This is a genomic window from Microbacterium sp. NPDC055455, assembly GCF_053619935.1.
On record NZ_JBSHLB010000001.1, the window covers coordinates 863154 to 883478 of the forward strand.

A 20325-nucleotide genomic window follows, 5' to 3' on the forward strand; every position below is an offset into this window, starting at 1 on the left:
CATCACCACTTCACGCAACGAGAGAACGAGACGAACATGACGATGACCCCCGAACAGGCGGCCTGGTTCCAGGGCACCTTCTCACGCCTGGTCGACAACGTCGACCAGGCCCTGATGGGCAAGCGCGAGGTCGTGGGACTGGTGCTCTCGGCGATGCTCGCCGAGGGCCACGTGCTGCTCGAGGATGCCCCGGGCACCGGCAAGACGAGCCTTGCGAAGGCGCTGGCCGCCACCGTGCAGGGCACGAGCAGCCGCATCCAGTTCACGCCCGACCTGCTCCCCTCGGACGTGACGGGCGTCACGATCTACGACCAGGCCTCGCACCGCTTCGAGTTCCACCGCGGTCCGGTCTTCGCCTCGATCGTCCTCGCGGACGAGATCAACCGCGCGTCGCCGAAGACCCAGTCGGCGCTGCTGGAGGTCATGGAGGAGTCGCGGGTCACGGTCGACGGCGTCGCGCACGATGTGGGCCGCCCCTTCCTGGTCATCGCGACGCAGAACCCCATCGAGCAGGCGGGCACCTACAAGCTCCCCGAGGCGCAGCTCGACCGCTTCCTCGTGAAGACCTCGATCGGGTACCCCGACCTCGCGGTGGCCGAGCGCATCCTCGCCGGTGCGGCCGACCGCAACCCGTCGGCGCACCTGCCGGCGATCATCACCACGGGCGCCGTCGCCGACATGGCCGACCTCGCCGGCACGGTGCACGTCGACCCCGCCGTGCTCCGGTACACCGCGCAGCTCGCCGAGGCCACCCGCAACGACCCGGCCACACGCCTGGGCGTCTCGGTGCGCGGCTCGCTGGCGATGATCCGCGTCGCCAAGGTGTACGCCGCGGCGCAGGGCCGCCACTTCGTGCTGCCCGATGACATCAAGGCGCTCGTGGCTCCGGTGTGGACCCACCGCATCGTGCTCGACCCCGAGGCCGAGTTCGCCGGCACGACGGCCGAGGCGGTCGTCGCGCGCGTGCTCGACGCCGTCGCCGCGCCGCAGGCGAGGTCCGCGGCCTGATGGCGACGGAGGCACTCGGGCAGGCGACGGCCGCGGAGGATCGGCGGGCGCAGTACGGCGACTTGGCGCTCGCGGTGCTGCGGCCCGCCGGTGCGGCGCTCGGCCGCGTCTTCGGGGTCGTGCGCCCCGCCGCCTGGGTGCTGATCGCCGGCGCCGTCGCACTGTGGATCGCGGGGCAGGCGCTCGGATGGTGGGAGCTGACCGTGGCGGCCGTCGTGGTCGCCGCCGTGCTCGTGCTGTGCCTGCTGTTCCTCATCGGCCGCACCGCGTACGACGTGTCGCTCGACCTCAACCGCACGCGGGTCGTCGTCGGGGAGCGCGCTGTGGGGGCGCTGACGCTCGCCAACACGGGGTCCCGCGCGATCCTGCCGTCGCGCGTGCTGCTGCCCGTGGGCAACGGCCGTGGCGTGTTCGACGTCGACCGGCTCGCAGCCGGCCAGTCCGCCGAGGAGCTCTTCGCCATCCCCACCTCCCGCCGGGCGGTGGTGAAGGTCGGTCCGGTCAGCGTCGTGCGCGGCGATCCGCTCGGGCTGTTCGAGCGCGTGCACCGCCGCGACGAGCCCGTCGACCTCTTCGTCCATCCGCGGACCGTGCTCTTCGACGGCCAGTCGCTGGGTTTCCTCCGCGACCTCGAGGGGCTTCCCGCCACCGATCTCTCGCCCGACGACGTCTCGTTCCACGCCCTGCGCGAGTACCAGCCCGGCGACGATCTGCGCCACGTGCACTGGAAGTCGACGGCGCGCACCGGCCGCATGATGGTCCGCCAGTACGAGGAGACCCGTCGCTCGCACTTCGTCATCGGCCTGTCCACGAGCCCCGCCGACTACCGCGACGACGAGGAGTTCGAGCTCGCGATCTCGGCAGCCGGGTCGCTGGGCCTGCGTGCCCTCCGCGACTCCCACCGCGTCGAGGTGCGGGTGCAGGAGCGCGCGCTGCCGTCCGGAACGGGCAAGCAGTTCCTCGACTCGCTCTCGGCGCTGGAGAAGTCCAAGCCCCGGGCCGGCGGCATTGTCGAGCTCGCCGGGTCGGTCGCCGCGACGCTGCCGCTGGCGAGCGTCGTCGTGCTGGTATGCGGCAGCCGGGTCGACACCGGCGACCTGCGCACCGCGTGCAGTCGCCTGCCGTTCGGTGCGCGTGCGCTCGCCGTCGTGGCGGCCTCCGCCGCGGCATCGCCGACACTGCGCCGCATCGGCGATGCGGACGTCGTGACGCTCGGAGCGCTCGAGCAGCTGCCGAACGCGCTGCGGAAGGTGCTCGCATGACCGCCCCCGCGCCCCTGCGCCCCCGCCGCTCCCGCGCGGAGCGCCCGGAGCCGGTCGCCGCACCGGTCGCCGCGCCGGCGTCGCGAACCGCGCGGCCGGAGGCCGAGGCGCTCCCGGTGCGCCGCTGGGTGCTCGATCTCGGGGCGGTGCTCGCCCTCCTGCTGGTGCCGATCATCGGGTTCCAGCCGACCTTCGACAGTCCGCTGTACCTTGTGGCGGCGCTGGGCGGACTCGTCCTCGGCATGTCGCTGGCGGTGCTGGGCCGCGCCTTGCGGTGGGGCATCCTGCTCATCGCGGCCGCGACCGTCGTGGTGTACTTCCTGTTCGGCGGCGCCCTCGCCCTGCCGCACACCACCGTCGCCGGCGTCATCCCCACCCTGGAGACGATCCGCCTCCTCGGGCTCGGCACGTTCATGTCGTGGAAGCAGCTGCTGACCACGGTCGCACCCGTGGCGACCGACGGCGGACACCTCATCGTGCCGTTCCTCCTCGCGCTCGTCGCCGCAGTCCTGACGGCATCGCTGGCGCTGCGCCTGCGCAGCGCCGCGTGGGCGCTCATCCCGGCCGCCGCCTTCCTCGCGATCGAGATCGCGCTGGGCACCTCCGAGCCCATCGTGCCGGTCGTGCAGGGCATCGTCTTCGGCCTGGTGGCCGTGGCGTGGCTCGCCGTGCGTCAGGCGTGGCAGCCCCAGACGGCGGCGATCTCGGTGGGCGAGGGCTCGGCAGCGCGCGGCGCCGGCGTCCGCCGGCTGCTGATGGGAGCGGCGGTGATCGCGATCGCCGCGCTCGTCGGCGTGGCCACCAGCGCCTTCGCCGCACCCTCCTCCCCCCGGTACGTGCTGCGCGACGTCGTGATCCCGCCGTTCGACATCCGCGAGTTCCCGAGTCCCCTGCAGTCGTTCCGCGCGTACGTGCGCGACCACCCCGACGAGGCGCTGTTCACCGTGCGCGGTCTGCCGGAGGGTGCGCGCGTGCGCCTGGCGACCATGGACGCCTTCAACGGCACCGTCTACAACGTGTCCGACTCGGGTACCGGCAGCTCCAGCGCGTTCACGCCCGCGCGCACCAACATGTCCGCCGACGCCGAGGGCACGGCGGCGACGGTCCACGTCGAGATCGGCGCGCTGGAGGGGGTGTGGATGCCGGAGGCCGGCGCCGTCCGCAGCGTCACGTTCGACGGCGACCGGGCCGACGACCTCCGCCGCACCGCGCACTACAACGAGTCGACCACGACCGGTGTGGTGACCGCCGGTCTGCAAGAGGGCGACGAGTACACCCTCCAGGCCGTCATCCCCGAGGTCCCGAGCGACGAGCAGCTGGGCGACCAGTCCTTCGCGCCGCTGAAGATGCCCAAGCAGGAGGGCGTGCCCGAGTCCCTCGCCGAGATCGCGGCGGAGGCCGTCGCAGAGGCCGAGACGCCCGTCGAGCAGGCCCGCGCACTTCAGCAGATGCTCTCGGAGGGCGGCTACTTCAGCCACGGCCTCGCGGGCCAGCCTCTCTCGCGGGCGGGCCACGGCGCCGAGCGCATCCAGACGCTCCTGGGGTCGCAGCAGATGGTCGGCGACGATGAGCAGTATGCGACGGCGATGGCGCTGCTGGCCGGTCAGCTCGGCATCCCCGCGCGGGTCGTCATGGGCTTCTACCCCGCGGAGGACGAGGCGGCGGAGAGCTCCTTCACGGCCACCGGCGACACCCTGCACGCCTGGGTCGAGGTCGCGTTCGAGGACGCCGGCTGGGTGCCGTTCGATCCGACCCCGCCCGAGGATCAGGTCCCGAGCGATCAGACGACCAAGCCCAAGGCCGACCCCAAGCCGCAGGTGCTGCAGCCGCCGCCTCCGCCGCAGGAGCAGGTGGACCTGCCGCCCACCGTCGCCGACGACCGCGGGTCCGAGGACGAGAACGGGTTCGATGCGGCGCTGCTGTGGACCATCGTCACCATCGGCGTCGGCGTGCTCGGCATCCTCGCCGTGCTGCTCGCCCCGTTCATCGTCATCGGTGCGCTGAAGGCGGCCCGCCGCCGTCAGCGCCGCGAGGCCGCTCGCGCCGCGGACCGCATCTCGGGCGGCTGGGACGAGCTCGTCGACAGGGCGTCCGACTACGGCGCTCCGGTGCGCGCCGGATCGACCCGTCAAGAGGACGCGGGTGTGCTCACGGCGGCGCTGGCGGAGCCGCGCGTGGCGACGCTCGCCACGCGGGCCGATGCCCAGGTGTTCGGCCCGGTCGAGCCGACGCCCGATGACATCGAGGCGTTCTGGACGCAGGTCGACGAGATCGTCGGCGGCATGGGCAGCGGAAGATCGCTGTGGCAGCGCCTGCGGGCGCGGCTCAGCGTCCGCTCGCTCCTGGAGGGCACGCGGTTCGAGCTGCCTGCGCGGGTGCCGCGCACCGCGTCGCGTCGGCCGGAGGCGGCGGCATCCTCCGGGCCGGCGGCCGCGACGGCGGACGACCCGACGGCGACCGCCGCCGACAGGCCGTCGACGCGCGCATCCCGCCGCCGTGCCGACAAGTCGCGGGGTGCATCGGAGCACTCCGCCCGCCCCGCACAGGAGTCCGAATGACCGTGAGTCCGCCCGGCGACGCCCCCTCGGGCACCATCGGACGCCGCGTCGGGGCGTTCGCGATCGACATCGCCCTCGCGTATCTCGTCGCCGGCGTGATCGTCGGCATCGTGGCCGGTGTCACGGTCGCCCTCGCACGCGCCCTGCAGCCCGACGAGCTCGCGGCGGTCATGCTGTTCGCCTGGTCGGGCCTGGTTCTGCTGCTCCTCGGGTGGTGGCTGGTCTACTCCGGGATGCAGGGCGGGCACGGCTCCATCGGACAGCGTCTGCTCGGCCTGCGGCTGGCGGACGCGGGCTCGGGGGAGCCGATCGGCTTCTGGCGCGCCGTGTGGCGCAACATCGTCTTCGGGCTGGCCGGATCGATCGTCGTCGGCTACTTCACCCCGCTGTTCGACGCGTCTGCGCGCCGGCAGGGCTGGCACGATATGGCCTCCGGCGCGGTCGTCGTCGACGTGCGCGCAGCCCGCGCCGTCGGCTCGGCCGCCTCCCGCCGGCCGACCGGAGCGCCGGCGGCCGCCGGCATCCCGAGCCCCGTCCCGCCGGCACCCGCGCTGCCGATGCCGGCGCCGGCGAGCCCACTGCTCGACCGCACCGCGACGGCCTCGCCCGCCTGGCCGCCGGCGACCGCGTCCGCCACGCCGGGATGGCCATCCGCGTCCGCCGTGCCGGGATGGCCGCCCGCCACCGCGTCCGCTGCGCCGGTGTGGCCGTCGGCGACCGCCGACCGCTCCGCGGCGCCCCCGCTGTCCACCGCCCATCAGCCGACCGGGCCGGTCGCCGATCTGTCGTGGCTGTTTCGCGGCGACGACGCGGCGCCCGCGGAGCCGGCCACGCGTGCGGAGCCCGTCGACGCGTTCCCGAGCGTCACGACGCCGTTCCCCGCCGCGACGACCACAGAGCCGTTCGGCGCGGCCGTCCCACGCCGGCTCTCACCGGCGGTGACGACCGACGCGCGCCCCGCGCCGCAGCCGGCCATGGCGGCCGCGGGTACGACGATGCTGGCGTGGGCACCCGCCGACGACGTGGACGCCACCCGCGCGGCCGTGCCGCCGCCCGCGCAGCGCGCCGCCCTGTACGCCGATGCCCCCGTGATCGCGGTCCTCACGTGGGACGACGGCACGCGGATGGCCGTCTACGGCCGGACGCTGTACGGCCGCAACCCCGCGTCCGAGCAGGGCGCCGTCGCGATCGCGGTGCGCGACGAGACGCTGTCCCTGTCGAAGACGCATTTCGAGATCGGCGGCGACGTCGCAGGCGCGTGGATCGCCGACCGTCATTCGACGAACGGCACCACGCTCGTGCGCGACGGCAGCCGCATCCCGCTCATGCCCGGCCTGCCCACGTCCCTCCGTGCGGGTGACAGCCTCGAGCTCGGCGATCGCCGCGTCACGGTGGGAGCAAGCCGATGACCGCCGCGGCGACCCCGATCACGCTGGCCTTCGGGGCGGCGACCGATCCCGGGCTGCGACGGCGGATCAACGAGGACTCGTACCTCGCCGCCGCCCCGCTGTTCCTCGTCGCCGACGGCATGGGCGGACACAACGCGGGCGAGATCGCCAGCGCGACGGTGATCCACGAGTTCGCCGCGCTCGTGGGCCGCGAGAGCCTCGCCATCGACGACGTCCACACCGCCGTGGCGACCGCTCGCCGCCGCGTCGCCGCGCTTCCGGCGGGCGGGGGCGCGGGCGCCGGCACCACGCTGGCCGGCGTGGTCGTCGCCGACGTCGACGGCGAGGGGTACTGGCTGGCGGTCAACCTGGGCGACTCGCGCACCTACCGCCTCAGCGACGGCCGGCTCGAGCAGGTGAGCGTGGACCACTCGGTCGTGCAGGAGCTCGTGGACAGCGGCGAGCTCGCCGCCGACGCCGCGCAGCGCGATGCGCGTCGCAACGTCATCACGCGCGCGATCGGCGCCGGCAGCGACGCCGATCCGGACTACTGGCTGATCCCCGCCGAAGACGGCGACCGTATCCTGGTCTGCTCCGACGGGCTCTCGGGCGAGCTCGAGAAGGACGCGATCCACGGCATCCTCCTCGCCGAGCCCGATCCGCAGGCGGCGGCCACGCGGCTCGTGCACGAGGCCATGGTGCGCGGCGGGCGCGACAACATCACGGCCATCGTCGTGGATGCGCTCTCGGTGCGCAGCCGGGCGACCCGGTCGGTCGAACACGATACGGTGCCGGTGAGCGCCCCCACCGCTCCCGTCGTCGACATCGACGGAGACACGCTGCCGCGCGCAGCGGTCACAGGAGGTCTCTGATGCCGACGCTGTACGCACCCGGCGCCACGCCGGTCGCCGTCACGACGCGCGGGTTCGCCGCGCTCGAAGCGGGCGCCTCGGCGGCGCTGCTCGGGCGGATCCGGTCGCTCCTCGCCGACGGGCGCGGCCTCGGCGGCGTCATCGAGGCGCTCACGGGCGCGTACGGCGCCTCGCTCACCGCCATCCCCGGCTTCGCCGTCGCGCTCGTGGAGGGCGAGAGCGTCCGCGTCGCCGTGCGCGGCGACTTCGCGTTCGAGGTGGCCGCGGGAGCGGCCGAGCGCGTGTCGGGCGCCGGTGTCACGACGTGGACCGAGCGCGTGATCCCCGCGGTCCAGCGCGTCACGCTCACCTCGTCCGAGCCGGATGCCGCGCCCGCCGAGTTCGAGATCGCCGACGGCATCGTTCTCGCCGGAACCATCGTCTGGGATGCCGCGCCCGTGCGCTCCGTCGCGGCCGCGGCCGCCGACGCGCCGGCCCCCGCCGACGCGCCGGCCCCCGTCGCCGCGCCGGCTCCCATCGAGGCGCCGGCTCCCACCGCCGCGCCCGCTCCCGCCGACGAGCCTCGGCTTGCCGCCGACGCGCCCGTTGCCGGCCGCCGTGACGAGCCCGAGGGCCAGGACGATCCGGCCGAGCCGAGCCCCGACGCCGAGGAGGAGCCCGCCGCGCCGGCTCCGGGCCCGCGGCGCGCCGCGCCCCCCGCTGTCGCGGCAGCGTCGGGCATGCTGATCGACTCGAGCTCCGTGCCGTCGGTGGCGGACGCCGAGACGCTGCTGCCCTTCGACTCCGCGCTGCACCCCGTCGCGGTGCCCCCCGGTGCACCGGACACCGCCGGCGCCCAGCCTGACGACTCCGACGACGCCGCGGGCTTCGACGCCGAGGTCGGCGCCACCGTGCTGCGACCCCTCGACGAGCAGGGTTCGCCCCGCGACGCCACCGCGGGCGTGCCCGGCGTCCCCGCGCCCGTGCCGGGCATCCCGGCCCCCGTCCCGGGCGTCCCTGCGACCGTGATCGGCGACCACGACGGCGCCACCATCTCCCTCGCCCAGGCGCGGGCGCTGCGCGCCGGCGCGTCCGAGGACGCGGCGGGCGCGGCATCCGCTCTCCCGGCCGATTCGGCCCCGGCGCCGCTGGCCCCGCCCCGTCCGCCCGCGCCCGGCCGCGTGCGGCTCTCGACCGGCCAGGTCGTCGCACTCGACCGCACCGTCGTCATCGGCCGCCGTCCGCGCTCGACCCGCGTCAGCGGCACCGACCTGCCGCACCTCGTCGCCGTCGACAGCCCGCAGCAGGACATCTCCCGCAGCCACGTCGAGCTGCGGGTCGAGGGCGAGAGCATCGTCGCGACCGACCTGCGCACGACCAACGGCACGACGCTGCTGCGGTCCGGCGCCGATCCGGTGCGGCTGCACCCGGGCGAGGGGACCGTCGTCGTCCCGGGCGACGTGCTCGACCTCGGCGACGGCGTGACGGTCCACATCGAGGCGCTGTCGTGAGCGCCAAGCGCGCGCCCATGGCGCCGCCGGACCTCCCCGGCTTCACGTACGTCGACCTGCTCGGCTCCGGCGGCTTCGCCGACGTGTACCTGTACGAGCAGCAGCTGCCGAAGCGGCGCGTCGCGGTCAAGGTGCTGCTCACCGAGCGCATGTCCAGCGGGTCGGTCGAGGAGTTCACCGCCGAGGCCAACGTCATGGCGATGCTCTCGACCCACCCGGCGATCGTCACGATCTACCAGGCGGGCGTCGCCGGCGACGGCCGGCCGTACCTCGTCATGGAGTACTGCCCGCGGCCCAACCTCCAGGTGCGGTACCGGCGGGAGGCGTTCTCGATCGCGGAGTCGCTGCGGGTCGGGGTGCAGGTCGCGGCGGCGGTCGAGACCGCGCACCGGGCGGGGGTGCTCCACCGCGACATCAAGCCGGCCAACATCCTGGTGACGGAGTACAACCGGCCGGCGCTGACCGACTTCGGCATCGCCTCGACGACGAGCGCCGCCGCCGAATCGGCGGGACTGTCCATCCCGTGGTCGCCGCCGGAGTCGTTCGCGGACGTACCCCGCAGCGATCCGCGCTCGGACGTCTGGGCGCTCGGGGCCACCGTGTACACCCTGCTCGCCGGCCGCTCGCCGTTCGAGCTGCCCGGTCAGCGCAACGGCGCCGCCGAGCTCATCCATCGCATCGAGTCCCAGCCGCTGCCCGCCCTCGGCCGCGCCGATGTACCGGCGTCGCTGCAGCGCGCGCTCGAGCGGGCGATGGCCAAGAACCCGGCCGACCGGCACGAGAGCGCGCTCGCCTTCGCCCGCGCTCTGCAGACCGTCCAGATCGAGCTGTCGCACTCGGTGACGCCGATCGACATCCTCGACGACCAGCTTCCCGAAGACATCGAGGCCGACGAGGACGACGGACTGACGCGGGTGCGCGGCGTCGTCAGCATCAGCCCCGAGACCGCGCCCGCCGCGGGGGCGACCCGCCCCTCGGCGAAGACGGCACCGAGCGCCGGATACGCCCCGGTGTTCGAACCGGCTGCGATCGACACCGAGACGGCGCTGCGCGCGACGCCCGCGGCGGCCTTCGAGCAGACCGTCCGCCGCCGGAGCCCGGGGGAGGCGCTTCCCGACGAGACGATCCTGCGGGCACCGGCGGCACCGCCCGCGGCATCCGTCCCCGTGCCGGCGCCGACCGCGTTCGAGACCGTCGCCGCGCCGGAGGAGGTGACGGGCACGGATGCCGCGCCCCGGCGTCCGCGCACCGGGCTGTGGATCGGGCTCGGCGCCGTCGCCCTCGTCATCGTCGCGGTGATCGTGGCGGTCTCGCTTCCCGGCATGCTCTCCGGGACGGGCCCGTCCACGAGCGAGCCGACGGCCTCGTCGCGCCCGCAGGACCCGATCGCGGCGATCGTCCCGCCGGTCGAGCAGGTCACGGGCACGCCGGTCGAGGGCGGCGTGAGATTCACGTGGACCAACGCCGATCCGCAGGACGGCGACTTCTACATCGTCGAGATCGTCGACCTCGCCGACAGCACGCCCGTCGTCGAGACGGTCGAGACCGCTGAGATCACCGTGCCCGCCGCCGCATCGGGTCAGACCTGCGTCGACGTCACGCTCGTCCGCGCCAACGGCACGCAGCAGCAGGATCCCGAGAAGACCAGGGGGTGCACGCCATGACCGTCGCGGAAGCCGACGCGCTCACCGTCGAGTTCGCCGGCGAGGAGTTCTCGGTCGAGCCCGACACGGTGTTCACGGTGGGCCGCGAGGGCGACCTCGCCATCGACGACAACCTCTTCCTGCATCGCAACTTCCTCACCATCCAGAACGTCGACGGCCTGTGGCTGCTGTCGAACGTCGGCTCGCGGCTGTCGGCCACCGTCACCGACTCCGGTGGGCGGGTGCAGGCCTGGCTCGCACCCGGTGCGCGCCTCCCGCTCGTCTTCGCCGCGACATCCGTCATCTTCAGCGCCGGTCCGACGACGTACGAGCTCACGATCCACGCGTCGGAGCCGACGTTCCGCGAGTCGCAGCCCCCGGCCGACGACGAGGGCCTCAGCACCATCGGCGAGGTGCCGCTCACCCACAGTCAGCGCGTCATGATCCTGGCTCTCGCCGAGCCGGTCCTGCGACGCGACGGGACGGGCATGAGCGAGCTGCCCACCTCGGCGCAGGCAGCCGAGCGCCTGGGCTGGACGCTGACCCGCTTCAACCGCAAGCTCGACAACGTGTGCGACAAGCTCGACAAGATCGGCGTGCCCGGCATGCGCGGCGGGGTGCGCTCCTACGCCACCAACCGCCGGGTGCGCCTCGTCGAGCACGCGATCGCCGCGCGCCTCGTCACCCGCGACGACCTCCCGCTGCTCGACATCGAGCGCGAGGACTCGCGCAACGGCGTGAGCGGGAACGCGGACGACGACGCCTGATCCGCCCGCCCGGCGATCCCGCTAGCGGCGCGCCGCAGCGTCGGCTCAGCGCCCCGCGTCGTAGAGGTGGCGTCCGCCATGGCTGACGACCTTGACCACCACGCCGCGGCGGTGGAGCTCGGCGACCGTGCGGGTCTCCTCGTCGATGTCGCGACCGAGCGCGTGCACGTTGGCGACGACGAGCACGTCGCCCCGCACGAGCGTGCCGAAGAGGCGCACCAGCCGCTCCTCCCACGACTCGAGGGTCTCGGGCGCCGGGTGGCGGAAGCCCTCGATCGGCACACCGAAACGCGTGAGATCGTTGCGCTGCTCGACGACGGAGGGCATGTCGTCGCGGGAGATCACCAGTCCCACCAGGCGCGAGCCGGCGGGCTGGGCCAGCCACCAGTTGCGGTCCTGCTGCAGCTCGGTGAAGCACTTCGGGCACTCGGCGGCGGGGTGGGGGAGGTGCAGCGGCGCGGTGTCGGCGCCGACGGACTGCGCGGTCGCGGCGGCGTGCGTGCGCGCGGCATCCGGCGTCTTCGTCGTGTCGGTCATGGGGGCCCCTTCGCTCGCCCCATTGTCTCACCCGGTGGCGTCAGTCCTGGTCCCCGAGCCGCAGCTCGAGGCTGAGCTGATCCGCGTCGAGCTCGGCCAGCGCATGCCGCAGCGACTGCCGCCGGGCGTCAGAGTGCGCCGAGCTCCCGCACCGCGTCGCGCTCGGCGACCAGTTCGTCGACGGATGCCGCGAGCCGGCCCCGTGCGCGCTCGTCGAGGTCGAGCCCCTCCACCACCTCGTAGCCGTCCCCCCGCGAGGTCACCGGGAACGAGCACACGATCCCCTCCGGCACGCCGTACTGACCGCGGGAGACCACGGCCGCCGACGTCCAGCCGCCCCGCGTCCCCTGCTGCTCATCGCGCACGTGGTCGATCGCGGCGTTGGCGGCGGACGCGACCGACGACGAGCCGCGGACCTCGATGATCTCCGCGCCGCGCTTGGCGACGCGCGGGATGAAGACCTCGTCGAGCCACGACGTCGCCGCGTCGCGGCCGCCGAGGCGCTCGGCGAGCACCTCGAGGAGCGGCATCCGTCCTCCCGATCCCTTCGCCGGCGGCACGGTCGCGTGCGAGACGTCGGGGAACTGCGTCGCCGAGTGGTTGCCCCAGATGGCGACGTCCTCGATCTCGCCGGCCCCGATCCGGAGCGTCGCGGCGAGCTGACCCACGGCCCGGTTGTGGTCGAGGCGGGTGAGCGCGCTGAAGCGCTCCACGGGCACGTCCGGACCGGCGGATGCCGCCGCGATGAGCGCGTTGGTGTTCGCGGGGTTGCCCACCACGACGACCCGGACGTCGTCGTCGGCGACCGCGCCGATCGCCGCCCCCTGGGGGCCGAAGATGCCGGCGTTCGCCGCGAGGAGGTCCCCGCGCTCCATGCCGGCCGAACGGGGCCGGGCGCCCACGAGCATCGCGATGTGCGTGCCGTCGAACGCGGTGAGGGGATCGTCGGCGATGTCGACCTCGCGCAGCAGCGGGAACGCGCAGTCCTGCAGTTCGAGCGCCGCGCCCTCGGCCGAGCGCATCCCCTGCGGGATCTCGAGCAGGCGCAGGCGGATCGGCACGTCGGGGCCCAGCATGTCGCCCGCGGCGATGCGGAACATGAGGGCGTAGCCGATCTGTCCGCCGCCGCCGGTGATGGTCACGGTCCTGGGCGTGTTCGTCATGGCTCGAGCCTATGCCCGCGGCATTTTACCCTTTCGCGGGGATACGGGGAGGCTCCTCGGCGGAAGGCGTGCATCGGGGTACCGTGACTGCCATGACGTTCAATGAGAACGCCAACGTCGGGGGGAACCGGGCGAGGCGTCGGGGAGCCGGGGCGGCGGTCGCCGGCGGCGGCATCGCGGGTATCGGCGCGATCGCGGTGCTGCTGTTCCAGCTCTTCACCGGGCAGGACCTGTCGGGCCTCGTGCCCGCACCGCAGACGGGGTCGGGCACCGAGTCCGAGATCCAGCAGTGCGAGACCGGGGCCGACGCCAACCGCGACGACGCCTGCCGTCTCGCAGCGGGCAGCGTCGTGCTCGACGAGTACTGGGAGACGCAGGTGCAGGGCTATCGGGCGCCCCAGCTCGTCATCGTCGACGGGCAGACCGGCACGCAGTGCGGCACGGCCTCCAACCAGACCGGACCGTTCTACTGCCCGCCCGAGGAGACCGTCTACATCGACCCGACCTTCTTCGGCCTGCTGCGCCAGCAGTTCGACGCCTCCGCGGGCGACCTCGCCCAGCTGTACGTGCTCGCGCACGAGTACGGGCATCACGTCCAGTACATCACCGGCGTCATGGAGCAGCATCCGAACAACGGCACGGGCCCCGACAGCAACGGCGTGCGCACCGAGCTGCAGGCCGACTGCTTCGCCGGGGCCTGGGTCGGCGACATGACCGAGCTGGAGGACGACAACGGGGTGCCGTATCTGAAGGCGCCGACGCAGCAGCAGATCGCCGACGCGATCAACGCCGCGGGGACGGTGGGCGACGACCACATCCAGCAGGAAACCGGCGGCACGGTGAACCCCGAGAGCTGGACCCACGGGTCCAGCGAGCAGCGGCAGCGGTGGTTCGAGACGGGCTACCAGAGCGGCCCGTCCGCCTGCGACACCTTCGGCGTCGCCGGGGGAAGTCTGTGAACGAGCACCTCGACGAGATCCTCTACCCCGCCATCGAGCCCTACGACACCGGCACCCTGATCGCCGGCGAGGGGAACCGCATCTACTACGAGCAGTGCGGCAACCCCGACGGCAAGCCCGTGGTGTTCCTGCACGGCGGCCCGGGGGCCGGGGCATCCGCGTGGCACCGTCGCTTCTTCGACCCGGAGCGCTACCGCATCATCCTCATCGACCAGCGCGGCTGCGGCCGGTCGACTCCGCATGCGAGCGACCCGCACGCCGACCTGCGGCACAACACGACGTGGCACCTCGTGGCCGACATCGAGCTGCTGCGCCGCAACCTCGGCATCGCCAAGTGGCAGGTCTTCGGCGGCTCGTGGGGCAGCGCGCTGGCTCTCGCCTACACCCAGGCGCACCCGCGCGCGGTCAGCGAGATCGTGCTGCGCGGCATCTTCACGCTGCGCCGCCACGAGCTGGAGTGGTTCTACGAGGGTGGCGCCGCGTCGATCGTCCCGGATCTGTGGGAGGACTTCGTCGCCCCCATCCCGATCCTCGAGCGGTCGCAGATGATGCAGGCCTATCACCGCCGCCTCACCGACCCGGATCCCGAGGTGCACGTGCCCGCCGCGATCGCCTGGTCGCGCTGGGAGGCCGCGAACCTCACCCTTCTTCCCGATCCCGCACTGATCGAGTCGATGACCGAGCCTCGCGCGGCCGTCGCGTTCGCACGCATCGAGAACCACTACTTCCTCCACGGCGGCTGGTTCGACGAGGGCCAGCTCATCGCCGGCGTCGAGCGCATCCGGCACATCCCCGCCGTGATCGTGCAGGGTCGGTACGACCTGTGCACGCCCGCGATGACGGCGTGGGACCTTCACCGCGCGTGGCCCGAGGCCGAGTTCACGATGGTTCCGGATGCCGCGCACGCGGCGTCCGAGCCCGGCATCGCCGCCGCCCTGCGCGCCGCCACCGATCGGTTCGCGGCCGACGCGCACGACGGGCACGGCGCGCACGACGTCGATGATCCGCGCGACGAGCATGACGACGCCGCGGTCGAGCACGAGGCCGCGGGCGAGGCATCCGTCGCCCCCGACATCGACACGACGGAACCCGCGCGCGAGTCCGGCGCCGCATAGCCCTGCCTTCGGGCGGCGGGCAACGCTCAGGTGCGCACTGGTAGGGTGGGTAGCCTTGCAGCGCTCCGATGCGCTTCTCGCGTCGTAGAACGCTTCCTTTCCGCCGCCGCGCCCCGCGCGATGCCGGTGATGACATTCGTACGGCGACCCGTGGGCGAGATCCGCCCCCGGCCACCGACAGGGCACCACTGTGCCCGGAGATGTAACCATCCATGACTGAAACCTCCTTCGGCGCGCTCGGCGTGCCGCAGCCCCTCGTCGACGCGCTGGCCGCCGACGGCAAGACCACCGCGTTCCCGATCCAGGTCGACACGCTCCCCGACACCCTCTCCGGCCGCGACGTGCTCGGCCGCGGCAAGACCGGCTCGGGCAAGACCCTGGCCTTCTCGATCCCCATGGCCGCGCGCCTGGGCGGCAAGCTCGCCGGCGGCAACCGCCGCAAGGGCCGCCCGCTCGGCCTCGTGCTCGCGCCGACGCGCGAGCTCGCGACCCAGATCGACGCGGTCCTCGCCCCGCTCGCCAAGGCGTACGGCCTCACGACCACCACGATCTTCGGCGGCGTGAACCAGAACCGCCAGGTGAACGCCCTCAACGCCGGTGTCGACATCGTCGTGGCGTGCCCTGGTCGCCTCGAGGACCTCATGAAGCAGGGCTTCGTGCGCCTCGACGCGGTCGAGATGACCGTCATCGACGAGGCGGACCACATGGCCGACCTCGGCTTCCTGCCGGGCGTCACGCGCATCCTGAACGCCACACCGGCCGGCGGCCAGCGGCTGCTGTTCAGCGCGACCCTCGACAACGGGGTCGACAAGCTCGTGAACCGCTTCCTGCAGAACGAGGTGCTGCACTCGGTCGACGAGGCGCACTCGCCCGTCGCCGCGATGACGCACCACGTCTTCACGCTGGCCGACGCCGACGCCAAGAAGGACGTCGTCAAGGCGCTCGCCTCGGGCACCGGCCGGCGCATCCTGTTCATGCGCACCAAGCACCAGGCCAAGAAGCTCGCGAAGCAGCTGACCGGCGAGGGCATCCCCGCCGTCGACCTGCACGGCAACCTGTCGCAGGCCGCCCGCGACCGCAACCTCGCGGCGTTCTCGGCGGGCAGCGTCAAGGTGCTCGTCGCGACGGACGTCGCCGCCCGCGGCGTGCACGTCGACGACGTCGAGCTCGTCATCCACGTCGACCCGCCGACCGAGCACAAGGCGTACCTGCACCGCTCCGGCCGCACCGCCCGCGCCGGTGCCGAGGGCGCCGTCGTCACCCTCGTGCTCCCCGAGCAGCGGCGCGACGTGTCGCAGCTGCTGCGCAAGGCCGCGATCTCGGTCGAGCCCGTCGCCGTGACGGCCTCCTCGCCCGAGGTCGTCGAGCTCGTCGGCCAGGTCGCACCGTACGTCAAGCCCGTTCCGGTCGCCGAGACCCCGCGCGGCACCAGCCAGGGTGCGAACGCGCAGCGCAAGCGCGCGGCTCGTGACGCACGCGACACGGATGCCGGCACCCGCTCGGGCGGCTCGGGTTCGGGTGGCTCGGGTTCGGGCGGCGGCCGCCGTCGCCGCGGCTCCGGCCAGGGCGCTCCCGCCGCCGCGGGTCAGCGCACCGGCGCGCCGCGCCGCGATGCCGCCTCGGCACGCGACAAGGCCGCGCACCAGCGCCACGACCAGAGCGCCGGTCACACCCGGTCGGCTCAGCCCGCCGGCAACCCGCGCACGCCCGGCCGCCGCGCCTCCTCGGCCGGCACCGGCAAGCTCATGGTCGGCTCGGTCGTCCGCCCCAACGGCACCAACCGCCGCGGCGGCCGCTGACCCGCAGCCAGAACCCCTCGCCCATGATGGGGCGGGGGGTTCTGTCGTCCCCCCGCGCTTCCCCGCGCTTCCGTCGGCGGGGTCGTCGCGCCCTCGGTCATCCCAGGGTGAACACCACATCCGCGACGAGCCACCGCGACGCAGCGTGGTGTCTCGCCGCGGATGCGGTGTTTCGGGGGAAACGAACGGGCGCGGGGGCCGCAGGGTGGCAGGGCCGCGGCGCGGGTCGCAGGGCGGGGGATGGGTCAGCGGCGGCCGCGCAGCAGGTCGGCGGCGACCTCGCCGATGACGATCGCGGGGGCGTTGGTGTGGCCGCGGATGACGGTGGGCATGACGGATGCGTCGGCCACATGCAGGCCCGTGACCCCGCGGACGCGGAGCTCGGGGTCGACGACGGAGGCGGCATCCGTCCCCATCCGCGCCGTCCCGACCGGGTGGTAGAGCGTATGGGAGTAGCGGCGGAGCGACAGCTCGGCGCGCTCGGCGGCGGTCATGCGCTCGCCGCCCTCGGGCTGCACCCAGCCGCCCGTCGTGACGGCGCGCAGCGCGTCGGTGTCGAGGAGCCGCTCGCACTCCGCCAGGCCCGCGAGCATCGTGGCCTCGTCGATGCGGTCCGGATCCGACAGGTACGCGGGGTCGATGAGCGGCTTGTCGGCGGGATCGCCCGACGCGAGGCGGATCGTCCCGCGGCTGCGCGGACGCAGCAGGATCGCGCCGACGGTGATGCCGTGGCCGGGTGAGGGCACGAGCCCCTCGCCGATGTAGGGCACCGCCGCGAAGATGAGCTCGATGTCGGGCAGCCCCTCGGGAGTGCCGGACCGCTCGGCGACCTCCGTCCGCACGAACCCGTACGCTTCGGCGACGTTGGAGGTCAGCATCCCTCGCCGCCGCGTGACGTACTTCACCAGCTCGGCGACGCGATCGGCGTCGTGCAGCGTGCCGGCGTCGACGGCGGGGGCGAGGCCGGCCACGAGGTGGTCCTGCAGATTCGCGCCGACGCCCGGCGCGTCGACGACGACGCCGATCCCGTGCTCGGCGAGGTGATCGGCCGGCCCGATCCCGCTCAGCATCAGCAGCTGCGGCGTGTTGATCGCGCCGGCGCACAGCACGACCTCGCGCCGCGCCCGCACGTGACGCGTCACGCCGCCGATGTCGAGGTACACGCCGCTCGCACGCGGCTCGTCGCCGGCACCACCGGCGCCGAACGTGACGCGGCGCACCAGCGCACCGGTCAGCACCCGCAGGTTGCGGCGCGCGGCGGCCGGCCGCAGGTACGCGTCGGCGGTCGACGCGCGTGCACCGCGGCGCTGGGTCACCATCGTCTGCGAGAAGCCCTGACCGGCGGGCAGGTTGGGAGGAGTGAGCGGATGCCCCGCCTCCGCGGCCGCCGCCAGGAACGCCGCCGTGTGGGGTCGCGGGTCGCGCTGGGGCTCGACGGGCTGTGCGCCGTCGGTGCCCTGCGACGGATCGGCCGGGTCGGTCGTGCGCTCGACGCGCCGGAAGTAGGGGACCAGCGCGTCCCACGACCAGGCTGGGCCGGCGGCATCCGCCCATTCGTCGTAGTCCGCCGCGAACCCGCGGATCCACATGAGCGCGTTGAGCGACGACGAGCCGCCGAGCGTCTTGCCGCGCGGCCAGTAGACGGTTCGGCCGTCGAGCCCGGGCTGCGGCACGGTGTCGTAGCTCCAGTCGTACGGGCCGCGGAACAGTCGCGAGAACGCCGCCGGCACGTGCAGCTCGATCGCCCTGTCGGGCCCACCGGCCTCGAGCAGCAGCACCGAGACCGACGGATCCTCGCTCAGCCGTGCGGCCAGGGCGGCACCGGCGGAACCGGCACCGACGACGACGTAGTCCGCTTCCAGCCCGTCGCGGCCGAAGGCGCCGACGTCCCACCGCCGGGCTGCCCGCCGGCGGGGGATGGCCACCGCCCCGGTCACGCCCGCATGGCCTTCGCGAGCGTCCTCACGAGCCCGGGGACCCGGCCGTCGATCAGGTAGCGCGTGAGGCCGGCGCTGACCTCGGCGCCGGTGCGCGAGCTCACGAACCACGGCGGCGTGGGCAGCACCGTGCGCCGGGCCAGGCGCACCCGCCGCAGGGTGTCGCCCATCGATCGGGGGAAGGGACGGAACGGACCGCGGCCGATCGAGCGCTCCACCCGGTCCAGCAGCAGCGCGTTGTGCACGATCCCGATTCCGCTCGAGACGTCGGCGAGCGTGGCGCCCGGGAACCCGCCCCACGTGAGACGCGCGGTGAGGAAGTTGAACGCCGTCCACGTGTTGATCGCGATGTCGCCGTAGCGGAGGTCGGCGATGGCGCGCTCGAAGCCGTCCCCGAGGGCCTCCTCGGTCGCGGGGTCGACGAGCACGTTGGCGCCGAGGGTCCCGGTCAGCTTCTCGTTGGCGTGGGCGACCGCGGCGTCGAGGAACTCCTGCCCGGTTCCTCTCACCTCTACGACCCCGAGGACGGGCGCGAAGTACTCGACGGTCTCGATCGCGGTGGCATCGGCGTGCGGCCCGACCTCGACGAGGGCGCGGGTGCCGTCCGCGCTCCACACCGCGTCGGGATAGTCGGATGCCGCGGCCGCGAGCCGCTCGTCGCTGCGGGGATACCACACCGGGCGCACGGGGGCGGCGGTGTAGGCGGCGTGGAGCTCGCGCAGGAACTCCTCTCGCTGGGGCCAGTCCGCGCTCAGGATCACCACCTGCCCGGCGATGCAGTTGTGGCCGGCGTTGACCAGGCGCATCGTCGCGACGTGCTGGGCCTGGTATCTCAGGTCGGCGGCCGACCAGCGTCCGGGCACCACGATGATGGGCGACACCCCGCCGAGCTCCGCCGTGATCGGCACGGTGAGCGACGGTTCGCCCTTCTGCGCCGCCGCCGTCGTCCCGGCACCGGCGTCCGAGCCGCTCGTCGGGCGTGCCGGATCGCCCCACACGATCGCGTCGAACGTGCCGGCGGATCCGGTGATGTGCACGTGCGCGATGCCCGGGTGCGACGTCAGGTAGGCGCCGGTCGCGGCGCCGCCGCGCACGATGCGCAGGAAGCCGGGCTCGATGAGCGGCGCGAGGGCCTGCTCGAAGACCGGCAGGAGGGTGTCCTGGGTGGGATTGAGCTTCAGCAGCGCGACGCGGTTGGCGGCGACGAGCTCGTACAGCACGTCGGCGGCCGGGATCGAGGCCACGTTCCCGGCGCCGAGGACGAGCCCGACGCCCGCAGGCTCGGTGGGCGTCAGCTGGGCGAGCCCCGCCTCGCGCCGGGCGTCGGCGGCCGTCACCCCCGGTTGGAACCACACCTCGCCGGTGAAGCCGGACAGGAGGAGACGCTCGGTGCCGTTGAGCGGGAAGGTGTGCGCGCGGAGGCGCCCGCCCGGAGCCGTGTCGAGCCTCACGCCGTCGAGCGGGTTCCCGCCCTTCGACAGTGTCTGCAGCGTCTCGCGCAGGGCGTCGAGGAGGCTGATGATCGCGTACGGCCCGCCGAGCCATTCCTCAGCGGACAGCGGATGCCCCGGCTCCAGGCCCTTCGAGGTCGTGGCGATGTCGGCCCAGTCCTCGGCGGCCGCTCCGACGGCGTCGCGCACGCGGCCGAGCAGTCGTGCCCGCTGGTCGAGGGTGAGCGCGGCCCACACGCGCGAGCCGTCCTCCAGACGGGCGATCGCCTCGTCGAGGGCGGCGCGCTCGGCGGCGGGGAGCGCCGCCGGCGTCGCACCCGGGGCGTCACCCGTCGTCTCCGCCTCGGCGGGGGCGCTGCCGGCCATGTGCTCTCCT

At 74.0% G+C, this 20325-nt stretch carries 15 protein-coding genes; 11 read left to right on the forward strand and 4 right to left on the reverse strand.

The annotated features are described in order from the left end of the window. Window positions 1-36 precede the first annotated feature (36 nt). Genes ACWGUG_RS03830 through ACWGUG_RS03865 form a run of 8 tightly spaced genes read left to right on the forward strand, consistent with a single transcriptional unit; the run spans window position 37 to window position 10988 of the window. Window positions 37-1008, forward strand: coding sequence for an AAA family ATPase (locus ACWGUG_RS03830; RefSeq protein WP_336393849.1), 972 nt, complete (start codon window positions 37-39; stop codon window positions 1006-1008). Then, window positions 1008-2270 (forward strand): DUF58 domain-containing protein, encoded by a 1263-nt coding sequence (locus ACWGUG_RS03835; RefSeq protein ID WP_452323879.1) that lies wholly within the window; start codon window positions 1008-1010, stop codon window positions 2268-2270. Before ACWGUG_RS03830 ends, ACWGUG_RS03835 begins: the two co-directional genes overlap by 1 nt. Beyond that, complete coding sequence (locus tag ACWGUG_RS03840) at window positions 2267-4828, forward strand: transglutaminase family protein (protein WP_452323880.1); 2562 nt, start codon at window positions 2267-2269, stop codon at window positions 4826-4828. The genes ACWGUG_RS03835 and ACWGUG_RS03840 overlap by 4 nt, the downstream gene beginning before the upstream one ends. After that, entirely contained in the window at window positions 4825-6237 is a 1413-nt protein-coding gene (locus tag ACWGUG_RS03845; protein ID WP_452323881.1) for an RDD family protein, read from the forward strand. The genes ACWGUG_RS03840 and ACWGUG_RS03845 overlap by 4 nt, the downstream gene beginning before the upstream one ends. Further along, window positions 6234-7088, forward strand: a complete 855-nt coding sequence (locus ACWGUG_RS03850) for a PP2C family protein-serine/threonine phosphatase (RefSeq protein WP_452323882.1) — start codon at window positions 6234-6236, stop codon at window positions 7086-7088. Before ACWGUG_RS03845 ends, ACWGUG_RS03850 begins: the two co-directional genes overlap by 4 nt. After that, window positions 7088-8578, forward strand: coding sequence for an FHA domain-containing protein (locus tag ACWGUG_RS03855; protein ID WP_452323883.1), 1491 nt, complete (start codon window positions 7088-7090; stop codon window positions 8576-8578). The genes ACWGUG_RS03850 and ACWGUG_RS03855 overlap by 1 nt, the downstream gene beginning before the upstream one ends. After that, window positions 8575-10242 carry a serine/threonine-protein kinase gene (locus ACWGUG_RS03860; RefSeq protein WP_452323884.1) on the forward strand — a complete coding sequence of 556 codons (1668 nt, stop codon included), beginning with the start codon at window positions 8575-8577 and terminating at the stop codon, window positions 10240-10242. Before ACWGUG_RS03855 ends, ACWGUG_RS03860 begins: the two co-directional genes overlap by 4 nt. Then, window positions 10239-10988, forward strand: a complete 750-nt coding sequence (locus ACWGUG_RS03865) for a hypothetical protein (protein ID WP_336393842.1) — start codon at window positions 10239-10241, stop codon at window positions 10986-10988. The genes ACWGUG_RS03860 and ACWGUG_RS03865 overlap by 4 nt, the downstream gene beginning before the upstream one ends. 45 nt (window positions 10989-11033) lie before the next feature. Here ACWGUG_RS03865 and ACWGUG_RS03870 read toward each other — a convergent pair whose 3' ends face one another. After that, window positions 11034-11525: a recombinase family protein gene (locus tag ACWGUG_RS03870; RefSeq protein WP_336393841.1), complete on the reverse strand. Its 492-nt coding sequence runs from the start codon at window positions 11523-11525 to the stop codon at window positions 11034-11036. A gap of 128 nt (window positions 11526-11653) precedes the next feature. Further along, entirely contained in the window at window positions 11654-12688 is a 1035-nt protein-coding gene (locus tag ACWGUG_RS03875) for a malate dehydrogenase (protein WP_452323885.1), read from the reverse strand. Window positions 12689-12780: 92 nt separating this feature from the next. Between ACWGUG_RS03875 and ypfJ the strand changes: the two genes are divergently transcribed. The 3 genes from ypfJ (at window position 12781) to ACWGUG_RS03890 (ending at window position 16561) form a co-directional block, all read left to right on the forward strand. Beyond that, complete coding sequence (gene ypfJ, locus ACWGUG_RS03880) at window positions 12781-13647, forward strand: KPN_02809 family neutral zinc metallopeptidase (protein WP_452323886.1); 867 nt, start codon at window positions 12781-12783, stop codon at window positions 13645-13647. Continuing rightward, complete coding sequence (gene pip, locus ACWGUG_RS03885; protein ID WP_452323887.1) at window positions 13644-14762, forward strand: prolyl aminopeptidase; 1119 nt, start codon at window positions 13644-13646, stop codon at window positions 14760-14762. The genes ypfJ and pip overlap by 4 nt, the downstream gene beginning before the upstream one ends. 212 nt (window positions 14763-14974) lie before the next feature. Then, the gene (locus ACWGUG_RS03890) at window positions 14975-16561 is read left to right on the forward strand and encodes a DEAD/DEAH box helicase (RefSeq protein WP_452323888.1); all 1587 of its coding nucleotides are present in this window, start codon (window positions 14975-14977) and stop codon (window positions 16559-16561) included. A gap of 245 nt (window positions 16562-16806) precedes the next feature. On the opposite strand, the gene ACWGUG_RS03895 is transcribed toward ACWGUG_RS03890, so the two are convergent. Continuing rightward, a complete protein-coding gene (locus ACWGUG_RS03895; RefSeq protein WP_452324190.1) occupies window positions 16807-18480 on the reverse strand; it encodes a GMC family oxidoreductase in 1674 nt (557 codons plus the stop codon). Between the two features lie 14 nt (window positions 18481-18494). Next, window positions 18495-20315, reverse strand: coding sequence for an aldehyde dehydrogenase family protein (locus ACWGUG_RS03900; protein WP_452323889.1), 1821 nt, complete (start codon window positions 20313-20315; stop codon window positions 18495-18497). Between the last annotated feature and the right edge of the window lie 10 nt (window positions 20316-20325).

Coding starts and splice junctions, on each gene's coding strand:
- ACWGUG_RS03830 (WP_336393849.1), top strand. CDS start 37: ATGACGATGACCCCCGAACAGGCGGCCTGGTTCCAGGGCACCTTCTCA.
- ACWGUG_RS03835 (WP_452323879.1), top strand. CDS start 1,008: ATGGCGACGGAGGCACTCGGGCAGGCGACGGCCGCGGAGGATCGGCGG.
- ACWGUG_RS03840 (WP_452323880.1), top strand. CDS start 2,267: ATGACCGCCCCCGCGCCCCTGCGCCCCCGCCGCTCCCGCGCGGAGCGC.
- ACWGUG_RS03845 (WP_452323881.1), top strand. CDS start 4,825: ATGACCGTGAGTCCGCCCGGCGACGCCCCCTCGGGCACCATCGGACGC.
- ACWGUG_RS03850 (WP_452323882.1), top strand. CDS start 6,234: ATGACCGCCGCGGCGACCCCGATCACGCTGGCCTTCGGGGCGGCGACC.
- ACWGUG_RS03855 (WP_452323883.1), top strand. CDS start 7,088: ATGCCGACGCTGTACGCACCCGGCGCCACGCCGGTCGCCGTCACGACG.
- ACWGUG_RS03865 (WP_336393842.1), top strand. CDS start 10,239: ATGACCGTCGCGGAAGCCGACGCGCTCACCGTCGAGTTCGCCGGCGAG.
- ACWGUG_RS03870 (WP_336393841.1), bottom strand. CDS start 11,525: ATGACCGACACGACGAAGACGCCGGATGCCGCGCGCACGCACGCCGCC.
- ACWGUG_RS03875 (WP_452323885.1), bottom strand. CDS start 12,688: ATGACGAACACGCCCAGGACCGTGACCATCACCGGCGGCGGCGGACAG.
- ypfJ (WP_452323886.1), top strand. CDS start 12,781: ATGACGTTCAATGAGAACGCCAACGTCGGGGGGAACCGGGCGAGGCGT.
- ACWGUG_RS03890 (WP_452323888.1), top strand. CDS start 14,975: ATGACTGAAACCTCCTTCGGCGCGCTCGGCGTGCCGCAGCCCCTCGTC.
- ACWGUG_RS03900 (WP_452323889.1), bottom strand. CDS start 20,315: ATGGCCGGCAGCGCCCCCGCCGAGGCGGAGACGACGGGTGACGCCCCG.